This window comes from Microbulbifer variabilis, from assembly GCF_023716485.1.
Lineage (GTDB): Bacteria > Pseudomonadota > Gammaproteobacteria > Pseudomonadales > Cellvibrionaceae > Microbulbifer > Microbulbifer variabilis_B.
This window is the reverse complement of record NZ_CP092418.1, coordinates 2256664-2270746: the sequence shown is the minus strand read 5'-3', so window position 1 is coordinate 2270746 and position 14083 is coordinate 2256664. Positions and strand designations below refer to the sequence as shown.

The 14083-nt window shown below is 51.2% G+C and carries 12 protein-coding genes; all 12 read right to left on the bottom strand.

Going from position 1 to position 14083, the window contains the following annotated elements; genetic code table 11:
• Positions 1–17: 17 nt before the first annotated feature.
• The 12 genes from MJO52_RS10125 to MJO52_RS10070 all read right to left on the bottom strand — a co-directional run bounded on the left by MJO52_RS10125 (position 18) and on the right by MJO52_RS10070 (position 14075).
• Positions 18–1727: a sulfatase-like hydrolase/transferase gene (locus tag MJO52_RS10125; RefSeq protein ID WP_252085820.1), complete on the bottom strand. Its 1710-nt coding sequence runs from the start codon at positions 1725–1727 to the stop codon at positions 18–20.
• 264 nt (positions 1728–1991) lie between these two features.
• A complete protein-coding gene (pgsA, locus tag MJO52_RS10120) occupies positions 1992–2558 on the bottom strand; it encodes a CDP-diacylglycerol--glycerol-3-phosphate 3-phosphatidyltransferase (protein ID WP_252085819.1) in 567 nt (188 codons plus the stop codon).
• A 106-nt stretch (positions 2559–2664) separates the two neighbouring features.
• On the bottom strand, positions 2665–4479 hold the full coding sequence (gene uvrC, locus MJO52_RS10115; RefSeq protein ID WP_252085818.1) for an excinuclease ABC subunit UvrC: 1815 nt from the start codon (positions 4477–4479) through the stop codon (positions 2665–2667).
• Between the two features lie 39 nt (positions 4480–4518).
• The gene (locus MJO52_RS10110) at positions 4519–5172 is read right to left on the bottom strand and encodes a response regulator (RefSeq protein ID WP_252085817.1); all 654 of its coding nucleotides are present in this window, start codon (positions 5170–5172) and stop codon (positions 4519–4521) included.
• A 482-nt stretch (positions 5173–5654) separates the two neighbouring features.
• Positions 5655–6506, bottom strand: a complete 852-nt coding sequence (murB, locus tag MJO52_RS10105; protein ID WP_252085816.1) for a UDP-N-acetylmuramate dehydrogenase — start codon at positions 6504–6506, stop codon at positions 5655–5657.
• Positions 6500–6670, bottom strand: coding sequence for a hypothetical protein (locus MJO52_RS10100; protein ID WP_252085815.1), 171 nt, complete (start codon positions 6668–6670; stop codon positions 6500–6502). The genes murB and MJO52_RS10100 overlap by 7 nt, the downstream gene beginning before the upstream one ends.
• Positions 6671–6680: 10 nt before the next feature.
• Positions 6681–7448, bottom strand: coding sequence for a 3-deoxy-manno-octulosonate cytidylyltransferase (gene kdsB / locus MJO52_RS10095; protein WP_252085814.1), 768 nt, complete (start codon positions 7446–7448; stop codon positions 6681–6683).
• The gene (lpxK, locus tag MJO52_RS10090; protein ID WP_252085813.1) at positions 7438–8472 is read right to left on the bottom strand and encodes a tetraacyldisaccharide 4'-kinase; all 1035 of its coding nucleotides are present in this window, start codon (positions 8470–8472) and stop codon (positions 7438–7440) included. The genes kdsB and lpxK overlap by 11 nt, the downstream gene beginning before the upstream one ends.
• An 8-nt stretch (positions 8473–8480) precedes the next feature.
• Positions 8481–10295 carry a lipid A export permease/ATP-binding protein MsbA gene (gene msbA, locus MJO52_RS10085; protein WP_252085812.1) on the bottom strand — a complete coding sequence of 605 codons (1815 nt, stop codon included), beginning with the start codon at positions 10293–10295 and terminating at the stop codon, positions 8481–8483.
• A 116-nt stretch (positions 10296–10411) separates the two neighbouring features.
• Entirely contained in the window at positions 10412–10831 is a 420-nt protein-coding gene (locus MJO52_RS10080) for an ExbD/TolR family protein (RefSeq protein ID WP_252085811.1), read from the bottom strand.
• A 15-nt stretch (positions 10832–10846) separates the two neighbouring features.
• Positions 10847–11470 (bottom strand): MotA/TolQ/ExbB proton channel family protein, encoded by a 624-nt coding sequence (locus MJO52_RS10075; RefSeq protein WP_252085810.1) that lies wholly within the window; start codon positions 11468–11470, stop codon positions 10847–10849.
• Positions 11471–11543: 73 nt separating this feature from the next.
• Positions 11544–14075, bottom strand: coding sequence for a DNA internalization-related competence protein ComEC/Rec2 (locus MJO52_RS10070; RefSeq protein ID WP_252085809.1), 2532 nt, complete (start codon positions 14073–14075; stop codon positions 11544–11546).
• Between the last annotated feature and the right edge of the window lie 8 nt (positions 14076–14083).

Below are 14083 nucleotides of genomic sequence, written 5' to 3'. Positions count from 1 at the left end.
AGATCAAAATCCGGTGATTAATGCCCCCAATCCCCAACCTTATCGGCCCCAGGGATTTGAAACTCCAGGTATTCCTCAATGCTAAATGGCATTTCTTCCACGACTGCTCGAACTCGTTGGCCAATGGCTTTGGTCTCAGGGCGCGCATTGGCAAGCCCGGTGTAGGGGATACCCTTTCCGCTTGGCACATCAGGATACTTTTTCTTAAAGAGCCGATGCCGTGCAACCATATGATTGAACTGCCCTTGGGTGTATATCAAAGGCACTAATTGCGGATATTCCTCACGCGGGTCCATGTAAAGATCGTAGTAGGCCTCTGGCATCCCTGAAGACGCAACCTCACCAGCGCCTATCCAGTGACGCTTATAGCGCCCTTTTACCGTAGCTCCTAGTTGGTTGCCGGTATAGATAAAGACATAATCCCGACGACTATGGGTATCGCCATTTAGCAGCAGTGCAGTCTGATCCAAACCATCCACCACTCTGTCGGTTGGAATATACTCAGAGGCGCCAGCAAGCCTGGCAAATGTGGTGTACAGGTCGGCGATATGAATAATATCTCCCACTACCTGGCCGGGTTGAACCATACCTGGCCACCAGGCAAAGGCTGGGACTCTTACCCCTCCTTCAGTGAAATCCCCTTTGCCTCCCCGATATAACATGGGGAGCATACCCCAACCCGCAGGGGGACTGTGCACCATGGGACCATTGTCTGCCATGGCTACAAAGAGAGTGTTTTCTGCGATACCCAGCGCTTGTAGCTCCGCCATTAACTGGCCGGCGAAGTCATCCACTGCGGGAAATGAATCCGCCACCATCAAACCAGAAACGGATGGCTTGGGCATAAAGGCAGCCATAAAATTCAAAAAATTAGGCCAGTAGGCCACAAAGAAAGGCTTGTTGGCTTCGGCGTTCTTACGAATGAATGCTATGGTACGACGCTCCGCCTCGGGGTCGAACTTGCTGAAACACTCATTGGAAGTGCCGCACCACTCCCTACCAGGCTGTCCTTTTTCACCTTCAATATTCATGACCCAACCGGTGGGAACCAAACCGGGATTATCCAGGCGATAAGGGTCGGGAGGGTATATCTCAGGAAACATACCCAGCACCGCATTTACGGCATTAGCTTGAGGGTTAAAGAGAGAGGTTATCTGGTTCATTGGGGTAAATAACGCCTCATCAAACCCCTGGTTGTGCAAGTAGCTCTCCTCAATATCTCCCAAGTGGCCTTTCCCAAAGAACCCAGTGGCATACCCGGCTCTGGACAGCACCTCCGCAATGGTTACTTCCTCAGCACGAAGCCCAGAAAATTCATGGGGCATCCCCACAGCCCCCATGCCATAACGCACCGGATGGCGACCGGTAAGCACAGCAGCGCGGGTTGGGGTACAGGAAGGTTCAGAGTACATGCGAGTAAAGTTGATACCCTCTGCGGCCATCTTATTTAAGTTGGGTGTTGAGTAACCGAAATTTTTTTGTAATGCAGGAAATCCAACAGCGCCAAAGGCGGTGTCATCCCAGAGAAGGAAAACAATATTGGGGGGCTGCCCATATTTATCCCGTAGAGCCTGTAACCGCCTGGTTATTTCTGAGTCTTCTTGCTGCCAGCGCTCACCATTTTGCATTTTCAACACATAGTATTCAGCGTCATGTACTATCTGTGCCTGCACAGGCATCCAGCTCAGAAACACCAGTAACCCGATCAAGATTTGCCTCACTTTCACAGTCCATCCTCCCTCAGTAAGTGTGGCTGGAAGTGCAATACTTTTATTAACAGTGTTACAACCCCAATGCATCACTCTAGAAGAAAGGTGTCATAGGAGCGCTATAAGTGGCGACAACTAGAAAGTTTTTATGAGTGGCCAGGACTTACAGAGGCCCTGCGGTTCTGCCAGAGTGGAAAGAATTTAAGTCGTGGAGGGATAGGTGCCCCACAGGATGCAGAAGGGCACCTAAAATAACAAGATTGGCAATAACAGGGATCTAGATCACAGAGACTTATGATTATCAGCCATCAATACAGGCCAGGCTGCTCGTAAGTACATCACCATGGTCCAAAGGGTCAGAGCCGCGGCAATATACAGCAGTAGATAGCCCAGCGTTTCCATTACAGGAAAGTCGCGAACATCAAAAGCAAGAAGAACTATGATTGCCGCCATTTGTGCGGTTGTTTTTATCTTCCCGACATAGGACACAGCGACACTACTGCGCTGCCCCAGTTCTGCCATCCACTCGCGCAAACCTGAGACCGCGATCTCACGGCAGATAATAATGGCTGCAGCCACCGTGAACCAGGCACTTTTGTGCAGGCCCACAAGTAATACAAGCGCAGTAGCCACCATTAACTTATCTGCAACAGGGTCAAGAAAGGCGCCAAAGGCAGTGCTCTGATTAAGTTTCCTTGCCAGGTAGCCATCAAGCCAGTCGGTAACTGCGGCAGCTGAAAAAATAACTGCAGAAGCAATGTAACTCCACTTATAAGGTAAATAGAAAACCAAAACCAGGACAGGTATCAGTGCGACGCGAAGCAGTGTAAGTTGGTTGGCGAGTGTCATACTTTTCTCTGTTCTTGCGGAGGGCGTACGTTATCAAGCTGTGGGACAAATTGAAACGCTCAATGAGAAACCCGGAGAAAAAATCCGCCGCCTGTGCCCTGCATTTTTACTCGTGATGTAGTGCCGAGTATATATCCTGCGCAAGCTTGCGACTGATGCCATCTACACTAGCAATTTCTGTCACTGTAGCCTTCTTAATTTCCTGAAGACCGCCAAAATGGCGAAGCAATGCGCGTCTACGTGCAGGGCCCACGCCAGCAATACCCTCCAGAGGAGACTCCCTTCGTTTTTTGTCACGCCGCGCGCGGTGCCCGGTAATTGCAAATCGATGGGCCTCATCTCTAACCTGTTGAATCAGGTGCAATGCCGGGGAGTCCGCCGAAAGTACCAGTTCCTGATTACTGGAAACGATATGTAAGGTCTCAAAACCTGCTTTACGGGTAGTGCCCTTGGCCACTCCGATTATCTGAACACCTACAACGCCCAGGCCATTGAGGGTGTCCACCGCCTGACTGACCTGCCCCTTGCCACCGTCAATTAACAGGATATTAGGGAACTTACCCTCACCTCCCGATAGGCGCGTGTAGCGACGCTTAAGTGCCTGCCCCATTGCAGCATAATCATCACCAGCCTGAATGCCATCAATATTAAAGAGACGATAATCTGACTTAACTGGACCGCCTGAATCAAAAACCACACAAGAAGCAACCGTGGCCTCACCCGAGGAGTGGCTGATGTCGAAACATTCCAGCCGCTCAGGCAACTGTTCCAGTCCAAGCACTTCTTGAAGGGCCTCAAAACGACTAAACAACTTCTGCTGCGCTGCAGTGCGGCTACTTAAATTCTGCTGAGCCGCCTGCTGGGCCATTTCCACCCAGGTAGCGCGCTTGCCTCGCAGTTTATGGGTAACTGAAATGTCTCGCCCTGCCTGAGCACCGAGTGCCTGCTGCAGCGGAACCACATCTTCTATAGATTCCGAGGCTAGAATTTCACGGGGAATTTCTCTTGGACTACCGAGATAAAATTGAGCCACAAAGGCCGAAAGCAATTCAGGGTGGCTTAAGCCCAATCGCTCACTGGGGAAAAAGCTGCGACTACCAAGAATTCTCCCCTGTCGGATAAAGAGTACATGCACACAGCAGCTACCACCCTCGGTGGCAACACCATGGACATCAACATCCCCCGTATCACCCTCTGCCACTTGATCCGCTTGAAGACGCCGTAGTGCGGATATTTGATCCCTGAAGCGCGCGGCCTTTTCAAACTCCAACGCTCTTGAGGCTTCATCCATTTCATCGGCCAGTTCACGAATAATATTATCGCTCTTGCCAGTGAGAAACATTTCTGCGTGGCGTACATCCTGGCGATACTCCTCGGGACTGATGAAGTCTACACAGGGTGCCGTACAGCGCTCAATCTGATATTGCAGGCAGGGCCTGGATCGATTGCGAAACACGCTGTCTTCACAAGAGCGAATACGAAAGGTCTTTTGCAAAAAATTCAGGCTATCACGTACAGAAGAGGCATTGGGAAAAGGACCAAAATAGCGGCCTTTCTTTCGCTTAGCTCCACGATGGAGTGCAATACGAGGAAAAGTGTCAACACTGGAAAGAAAGATGTAAGGATAGCCCTTATCATCTTTCAGCATCACATTGTAAGGCGGACGCTGGGATTTAATCAGGCTTTGTTCGAGTACTAATGCCTCGGTTTCACTACGAGTAACAGTTACTTCGATGTTGCCGATCTTCTGCGCCAGCGCCATGGTCTTGGCTGTGAGCCCAGAACTGCGAAAATAACTGGCAAGCCGATTGCGTAAATTTTTCGCCTTACCCACATAAAGTATATGGTTACTGGCATCGAACATTTGATAGACGCCAGGCTTACGGGTAACTGTAGAGAGAAAACGCTTGCTATCGAACATCTGACAACCGGTCTTGCCGCTTCAGTAAATACACGGATATTAGAGCGCTGCTTCGGGGTCGAGTATCTGGTACTTGACGGCAAGCAAGGTCAATTCCACATCGCTGTTAATATTCAGCTTTTCAAATATCCGATAACGGTAGCTATTTACGGTTTTAGGGCTGACCGAAAGGGACTTGGCAATCTCAGCAACCTTGGCTCCATTCACAATCATGTCCGCAGTTTGCAACTCACGTTTAGAAAGTTTTTCAAAGGGAGAAAGGTTATCCGATTGACCTGAGACATTGCGCAGAGCCATTTTGGTAGCCATGGAGTTACTGATAAAAACTCCACCATTCATTACTGTATGAATTGCACGCACCATCTCTTCAAGATCTGCCCCCTTGGTCACATAGCCCATAGCACCGGCTTGCATTAGGCGGCCAGGAAACAGGTCGTCATCCAGGGCGCTAACAGCCACTACTTTGACTTCAGGACAGCGGTTTAACAGCTTGCGGGTAGCCTCCAAGCCACCCATTCCTGGCATTTTTACATCCATCAAGATGACATCAACCGCAGTCTCACGCACGAATTCCAGCGCTTCTTCGCCACAATTCGCATCGCCAACAACTTCAATATCCTCGACGTCACTCAACATGCGCGAAATCCCCATTCGCACAAGGTCGTGATCATCCACCACTAAGACTTTGATCAAGCTATCCCCAACTACGGATAAGTGCAGTGGCTACGCGGCGTACAATCCCCTCGCGCGTGCTCTTGAACTGCGTTCTTCTTTTTACTCACGGAGAAACTACTCCGCGCAGATCCTCCCCAAGAATCCAGTCGCAACATACCAGACAAAAACGCTACTGCAAAGCGCCACAACCGTCTCAAATGCTGTTTAACTGTTGTTTGGCCGCAGGATCTTGGCTTGTATATAGCGATTAATTATAACCTAGAAACGTAACAGCTAATCATTCTGCACTCAAGCCGGCCTTTGCCGCATGACTTGAGGAAACGAAAATTCAAGAAATAAAAAAAAAATTTGTACTTTGCAATAGTCAATAGATTTTTATATTCCTAACAGCTATAGCAGAATTCTTTATAGAAACCAGTATAAAGTGCTGTCATCAAAGCCAAACAGGACTTGGGGCTCGCACTTTGCGAATACTCGAAAGGCAGTTTATTTACTGAGCTTTAAGGGTAAAAGCGTGGCTCCGGCTCGAGGGAAACACCAAATTTTGAATGTATATCGGCAGCAATATCCTGAGCAAGCTGTACTAATTCACGGCCTGCTCCCCTACCAGGATTAATCAGCACCAGTGCCTGGCGCTCATGGACTCCAACCGCACTGCGCCGTAAACCACGCCAGCCAGCGCGATCTATTAACCAACCAGCGGCAAGCTTCCAATCCTCGCCGGCCGCGAAAGCAACTAGATCGGGATGCTCTGCTTTTAGACTCTGATAGAGATCCGTATCTACCACCGGGTTTTTGAAAAAACTCCCGGCATTGGGGATCTCAGTAGGCAAAGGCAGTTTGTTACTCCGGATATCAGTAACCGCTTGAGCAATCTGAGTAGGTGTCGGGTGGTTTGCATCCCAATTGTGCTGCGAAATATATTGGCGCAGTGCCGGGTAGTCTACGCGCGGCTGCCAGTCTTGTGGCAACTGCAAATTCACCTGGGTAATAATATACTGGTCGCGCAGACGCCCTTTAAAAACACTATCCCGATAGGCAAAACCACAATCGTCTTTAGTAAAATCGTGCAGCTCACCTGTGGCAACTTCCATAGCCTGCAAGCTTGTAAAGCGATCACACAACTCGATACCGTAGGCACCTATATTTTGGATCGGTGCCGCACCAATCTTACCGGGAATCAGTGCAAGATTTTCAAGTCCACCTATGCCACTGTTGACAGTAGCCATAACCAGCTGGTGCCAATTTTCCCCAGCCGCAGCTTCAATAGTATGCCCCTGACTATTGGGCTCTATTAAAAGTCCTCGCAAGTCGACCTGGATAACAAGACCTGGGAAATCATCGGTCAACACAACATTGCTACCCCCCCCAAGGGTAAGATTGGTAGTTTCTGTGTTCTGGCAAAGGTCAATGCCTCTCGCAGCTGATCCAGGTTTTGCACCCTGGCAAAGTGGGCGCTACGAGCCGAAATTGCCAAGGTGTTGTGGGGCTGCAGGTCAATATCAGTTTCTATCATGCAGGTAACTTTAACCGAGAAGCTCACGCATTCGCTGGAGATCCTGCTCGGTGTCTACACCACCGGGCACCTCCGCGCAGGCAACAGCCACATGAATATTCTCATCGTGATACAAAAAACGCAGCTGCTCTAGGGCTTCAAACTGCTCCAGCGGCGCCACTGGCCAAGTAACAAAACTTTGCAGCAGCGCTACACGATAAGCATAGATACCGATATGACGGCGCGGTTCCAACCCCTGCGGCAACTCATTTGCGTGCACAGCAAAGGCATCGCGCGGCCAAGGTATCGGCGCACGGGAGAAATAGCGGGCTAACCCGGATTGTGCAGCAACCACCTTAACAATATTAGGGTTGCGGAAATCCTCCACCGCAAGAATAGGTTCGCACAGGGTAGCCACACCGGCGCGGGTATTTTCCGCAAGGTTAGCGGCTACCTGATTAATTACCTGAGCGGGAATTAAGGGTTCATCCCCCTGTACATTCACCAGAATACGGTCATCGGCTAAACCCAGGTTAACAGCGACTTCCTGTAGGCGGTCAGTGCCCGATGCGTGATCAGCAGAGGTCATGCACACCTCACCGCCAAAGCCTCGAACTGCCTCCGCTACTCGCATATCGTCGGTGGCGACGATGACCCTCTCTGCATCACTCTCGCAAGCCCTCTCAAAGACATGCTGAACCATGGGTTTGCCGGCAATATCTGCCAAAGGCTTGCCCGGTAAACGACTGGAGCCAAAGCGGGCGGGAATAATGACATCAAATGAGTGTTTATTTTTCATCTTTGGAGAACTGTTGCAGGTGCTGGTGCACCTTCTGATAAAAAAGATCTGACAACTTGGCACGCACTTCCAGCGCCCACCAGTGACTCTCCCAGAAATCGCGACACTTCACCGCGTCTTTCATCGTCATAATCACTGGTGTCTCGCCATCGAAATGCAGCTCCTGGGGACTGAACTGGTGATGATCCGCAAAGGGCTGCTCCATCACCTTGTAGCCCATACGTTGCAGTGCGCGGAAAAAACGTTTGGGGTTTCCTATCGCTGCCACCCCATGGCAGGGGCCTGGCTCAGGGCCTGAGGTCAGGCGCAGCGTAGAGGTCTGATCAAGGTTAAACTGGTGCCAGCAGGCAGGCTCCAGAGTCATCTGGTATTCCAGTAGCGCACCGCACTGCTGTTTCACACTGGCTTCAGGCTCGCCATTACTCACCACCAAATCGACACTCTGTAAACGACTAATGGGTTCCCGCAAAGGGCCACGAGGGAGCATATGCCCATTACCGAGACCGCGACTGCCATCCACCACGCAGATTTCAAAGCTTCGCCAGAGGCTGTAATGCTGTAAACCATCATCAGAGAGGATCACATCACACTGGTGGTAATCAACTAACGCCCTCGCCGCTTCGCTGCGATTGGGAGAAACCATCACCGGTACCCCGGTGATCAAATGCAACATCAGCGGCTCATCACCGGATTCCAGAGGGTGAGACTGAGCAGTTACCTGGTAGGGATATTGCTCTGCACGACCGCCATAGCCACGGCTAACAATCCCGGGATTTTTACCCCGCTCTTTTAGCCAGCGAGCCAACTCTGCCACCAATGGCGTCTTACCGGCACCACCGACGGTGATATTGCCTACAACAATAACAGGTACCGATAGTGGTTCCGGTGGGGTGCGGGAACTGATCACCCTGCGCCGATTACTCACTCCGCTATAGAGCAACTCCAAAGGCGTAAGCAGAGATAAGGCAGGGCTTGTACCGTCTTTCTTGTACCAGCGCTTGTTGAACCAGTCTTCCAGTGACATCCAGTGCCCTAACCCATTGTCTGCTGTTGTAATAATGTGGCATATCGCCCACCGCGGGCGAGCAGTTCGCTGTGCTTGCCACTCTCTACGATACGCCCTTTCTCCATAACCAGGATTCGATCGGCACTTTCAATCGTACTGAGACGGTGGGCTATCACAAAGGTGGTGCGATTTTTCATAACTTCTGTCAGAGCCGACTGGATATGGCGCTCTGATTCATTGTCCAGTGCTGAAGTTGCCTCATCGAGAATCAATACCGGTGCATCTTTTAATAGCGCCCGCGCAATAGACAATCGCTGTCTTTGGCCACCGGAAAGCATCTGGGCATTGTCTCCCAATACAGTTTCCAAACCTTGAGGTAGCTCCTCAATAAAGTTAGCCGCATGCGCCAACTCGATAGCCCGCAAGACATTCTCTTTCGGTGCCCCTTCCAAATCGCCATAGGCGATGTTGCGATAGACGCTGTCGTTAAATAGGACGATATTTTGGGACACCATGCTGATATGTCGGCGTAAATCTTGTAGGGGAACCGTTGAAATATCGACTCCATCAAGAAGGATGCGCCCGCCAGTAGGCTCGTAAAAACGCGCCAGCAGACTGGCAAGCGTTGTTTTACCAGAACCCGACGCCCCTACCAGCGCAACTGTTTCGCCCGGCTCCACCGAGAAGCTAATATTCGACAGCACCTGGGGAGCGGCCTCATCGTAACTAAAATCGAGAGACTCAAAGGTAACCGCACCACGCACCGGCTTGGGCAACACCTCGCGGCCGCCCTCTGGCTCACTGGGGGTATCCATTACTTCGAAAATACTTTCCGCGGCGGCAATTCCCTTCTGAATATCTGCAAAAACTTCTGAAAGGCTGCGAACAGGCTTGGCCAGAGAAGCTGCGGCACCAATATAAGCGGCAAAGACCCCCGCGGTCATGGATTCCACCATACCCGGAGCCAGGGCAAACCACACAATAGTTGCAGTAGATAGGCCAACCAGAATCTGAATCACCGACACGCTGGCATTGTTGGCCACCACCAGCTTCATAAATTGTCGGCGGTTATTGTCACTGGCAGATTCAAAACGTGAATTCTCATATTCTTGGCCACCATACATCCGTACTACTTGATAGCCATTAATCGCCTCCTGGGTAACATGAGTGACATCACCCATGGAGTTTTGGATGCGATGGCTCAGTTTACGGAATCGTTTGCCCACCGTACGCACGATTAGAGCAATCAAGGGGGCAAAAAGGAAAAAGGTCAATGTCAGCTTCCAGTTCACCAACAACAAGTAAGCCAGCAGCGCAACGGTAGTAAAAGTCTCGCGAAATAAAACCTTAACCGCCTTGGTAATGGAATTGGTAACCTGCTCAACATTGTATGAGACTTTGGAAATCAGGTAGGCACCCGTGTAACGATCAAAATAGGCACTAGGCAGCTGGCCAATCTTCTCAAACAACTGCGAGCGCAACTGGTGAATAATTGCGCGCCCCACATAGGCGAGACCATAACTGCCAACAAAGTTACCAATCGCACGCAGCAGAATAATGATGAGCATGGCCAGAGGTACCAGCCAACGCGCAGTCTCCTGTGGCATTACCCCATCGGGATAATAGGAGGCTACGTATTTCGAGAGAAAACCTCTGCTTTCTTGGATGCCAGCGCCCACCGCATCTAACAGCAGCTCCGTAACGGCAATTAAGCTGACGCCCATGGTGGAAAACAGGAAAAATCCCAGCACTGCAACAGCAAAAATCGCTAGGTGCGGCCGAGCGTACGCGAGTAAACGACGATAGGTGTGCGCCCCGTGCTGTGGTTTACGGGGGGGCATGGTTACTTTCTTCATACAGACCAATGACTGGACTCGCCCCAACCCCTTAGGCAGTGGGGCGAGTACGCTCGCAAGGCTAATCGTCCATCCCTGGCATTAAAGCAAAGCCCAGCGCGCTAGTTCTCTTCTGGTTGCCGTGTAGTAATGCTTAGGTTGACAAAGCCTAGCTGTCCAGCGGCATCCATTGCCCGCACCACAGCCTGATGGTGAGCTGTAGCGTCGGCGGTTATCACAAGCGGGCGATTGTACTCGCCTGCAGAAACTTCCGACAGCGCAGATTTCAAAGTGGTCAACTTTTTGTTGATCAACCCCTGGCCATTTACCGAATAAGAACCATCGGCACTGATCAGAATTTCAACAGAACGAGGCTGCTCTTCTGCCTGAGGCCCAGCGGCCTCGGGCAAATTTAACTTCAAATGGCTCTCTTTGGTGAATGTGGTCGACACCATAAAGAAAATCAGCAGAAGAAAGACCACATCGATTAATGGCGTAAGGTTTACCCCATCCTGCTCTTTGGTTTGGCGGCGAAATTGCATCTATTGCTACCTCACTCAGGCCGCTTTTTCAATTTTGCGGTCACTGTGTAAGGCATCCACCAGCTTCACGGCTTCCTGTTCCATGGTTACCACAATAGTATCCACTCGGCGCTGGAAGTATCTGTGCGCCATTAGCGCTGGAATCGCCACAGTCAAACCCGCCGCTGTAGTAATCAGAGCCTGGCTGATACCACCGGCCAAAATACCCGCATTGCCGGTGCCCTCCAGCATAATTGCCGTGAAAACCTGGATCATACCGATGACAGTCCCAAGCAAACCGATCAATGGCGCAATCGCGGCGATGGTGCCGAGGGCATTGAGGAAACGCTCCAGCTCGTGTACTACCTGGCTTGCAGTTTCCTCAATACTGTCTCTCATTACTTCACGGCCGTGGCGGGAATTGGAAAGTCCTGCGGCAAAAATTCGTCCGAGTGGGCTGGAATCACGTAGCTCCTTAAGTTTCTCACTATTGACCTGGTTGCTTTTTAGCCACCCCCACACTTCTCCAAGTAAAGTGCGCGGTGCAATACGCTGGGGATTCAGCGTCCAAAAACGCTCAATGCTGATAGCAATAACAGCAACGGAACACAACAGGATCGGCAACATCAACCAGCCGCCAGATTTTATTATTTCAAACACTTTTCTTGGCCCTAAACAGCGAGAGGGATTTCAGGAATTTCTTCTGCATCTTAGACGCAGGAGTCGCACTTTATCACAGCTGCTCTCGGCGGCTAAGTCTTCCACTCGGCTCAGCCTCGCCATTGTGATCCGCATACCAAAACCGTGGCGCTGAACGACCCCAGCTGATCACAGGCTCCGAGGTGCCTCTTTTCCAAGAAAGCTCGACAGCTCCACTTTGTGCTGTATTAAAAGCTTGTGTATCCATCGCACGATAACGTGCGACTACATTCGCATGGGGATGGCCAAAATGATGACGATAGCCTGCGCTGAATATCACTCGCTCAGGCCTTGCCCAGCTCAGTAAAGTCTGGGATGAAGAAGTCTTAGAACCATGATGAGGCGCCACCAATAAATCTACTGGCTTCTCCATTGGATAAAGCTCCACAAGACGGCGTTCTACCGAGCTTGTAATATCACCAGTAAGTAAAATACGCACTTGTTGCCATTCAATTAGAGCCACACAACTTTGATCATTTTCCTCTCCATCAATTTTTCTTTGCAGTGGCCATAACCAACGTACAGAGAGCTCACCGAAATAAAGCCTTTCACCCGCGACACAGGAGTCTGCTCGAATATCAAAATCCCCCACCAGTTTTTTTCCCAGTTGCCCTGGAGCATAGAAATTATTGACGGGCAGTGACTGCAATAGCGCCGCCACCCCACCCGCATGATCCCTGTCACCATGGCTGACAACCAACACATCGAGTTCTCTCACCCCGACTCCACTCAAATAAGGAGCAACAATGGCCCCTCCAGCACTCCAACCCGATGGCGAGAGAGGTCCGGTGTCAAAGACAAGGCGCGCTTCTTGGGAGCGGACCGAGAGAGCCAGACCCTGGCCAACATCCAAAGCGGTGAAAGTAAGCCCCTGACGACCTGGTGTCGAAACAGGCAGCATAGATTGGAGCAAAGGAAGCAGAAACAAGCAGCCCAGATATCGTCCCGGCACACCCCTGGGTAAGATTAATAACAGGGCGCCCAGTGCAGATAAGACAAGCAGGGTTGTGCTTTGAGGCGTTATCAAAGGCTGCCAGGTAGGAACAAAATCCCGGGCATACTTCAGCATTTCCATGAGAAGAGTCAGTTGCCAGTCGGCAAATTTAAAGCACCAGATTCCAAGGCCAGTCCCTAACAGTAAGGTGCCAAGCATCAAGGCCGGCAGTATTATCAAACCAAGCCAGGGAATTGCCATCAGGTTCAGCAGCATCCCGCCAGAGCTGTACCCAGAAAAATACACTACCGAGGGTAAAATCAAACCCAGCGCCACCAGCCATTGGCTGCGCAATAATTGTACAAAGGTGGAGAACCAGCGTAAAAACCAAGCTTCCACGTGCCTTTTCATCCCCACATGAGCACTCGCCTCACTTCCCTCCACACCGTTCTCCGTTGTCCTCTCTTGCCTAACAGAGCTACGCCCAGAAAACCCCAAGAGAAGCGCACCCACAGCGGCGAATGACAGCCAAAACCCGGCTCCGAAGAAAGCCAATGGCTGGATAATTAGCACTAATGCCAAAGCGAGAGAAAAAGCCAAGCCAGCGCCTACCCGTCGCCGCCAATGCCAAGCCAGCAGCAATACCCAGGTCATCACCAGGGCCCTTTGGGCGGAGAGAGGAGCGCCAGCCAACAAGGTATAGGTTAGAGTGCCAATAAGCGCCAACAACATCGGAATCCACCTGGGACAGGTCCCCATCAATACCCCGAGAGCCCTCGCCAATACCTGCCCCAACAGCAGTAAAAACCCAGCCACCATGCCCACATGCAGGCCCGATATTGCCAAAAGGTGTGCCGTCCCTGTCTGCTTTAACAGGTCACTGTCGGCACGGGAAAGGCCGCTGCGATCCCCTAGTAACAGTGCTGTAACCAGGGCGCTTTGGTTTATCGGTAGCCTTTGAAGCTTCTGCCTAAAAGCATCTCGCAGGGCGGATAGCCCCATGCCCTGGCTCAACCACTGTGGGTCACCATTTTGCGGGCGCACATACCCCGTTGCATAAACACCCCGCCGTAAGAGCCAGCCCTCATAGTCAAAGGTATGGGGATTTACACTACCGCGTGGACGCTTTAACCGCACCGGTAAATCCCAGTGGCTATTACCTCGCAGCAGCCTTTGCACCTCAACATCTGCGCGGTACCAGGTGAGATAAAGAAGGCTACCTGAATGAACTTCCCCCGGCCCCGGCTCCAGTATTCTCGCCTGGAAGCGTATATCCCGGGTAGCACCCCTCTGTAACGCTGGATTACTCCTGACCTCGGGGAGGGATACAACCTCAACCCTTAGGCGTTGATCAATGCCATGAGCCGATTCAGATAAACGCTGCTCAAGCGCGGCTTTATTGCTCGATAAAGCCCAGAGAGCACCGAGCAACGAGATGACAAGTAATAGGCAGAGAGCGCGTGTTTGAGGGAGGGAAACCAACAATAGGAAGGCAATAATATATAGCCACAGTACTCCCCCTATTTCTGGTAGAGACGGCAACAAACCAATGGCAGCAACTGATAGAGAGAAGACCCAAAGGGCCAGCGTAGGGCTCCATAGCCACAGAGTAGTCTTAGGGTCCCAATCCACATCCAGCC

Coding starts and splice junctions, on each gene's coding strand:
- pgsA (WP_252085819.1), bottom strand. CDS start 2,558: ATGACACTCGCCAACCAACTTACACTGCTTCGCGTCGCACTGATACCT.
- uvrC (WP_252085818.1), bottom strand. CDS start 4,479: ATGTTCGATAGCAAGCGTTTTCTCTCTACAGTTACCCGTAAGCCTGGC.
- MJO52_RS10100 (WP_252085815.1), bottom strand. CDS start 6,670: ATGATAGAAACTGATATTGACCTGCAGCCCCACAACACCTTGGCAATT.
- kdsB (WP_252085814.1), bottom strand. CDS start 7,448: ATGAAAAATAAACACTCATTTGATGTCATTATTCCCGCCCGCTTTGGC.
- lpxK (WP_252085813.1), bottom strand. CDS start 8,472: ATGTCACTGGAAGACTGGTTCAACAAGCGCTGGTACAAGAAAGACGGT.
- msbA (WP_252085812.1), bottom strand. CDS start 10,295: ATGCCCCCCCGTAAACCACAGCACGGGGCGCACACCTATCGTCGTTTA.
- MJO52_RS10080 (WP_252085811.1), bottom strand. CDS start 10,831: ATGCAATTTCGCCGCCAAACCAAAGAGCAGGATGGGGTAAACCTTACG.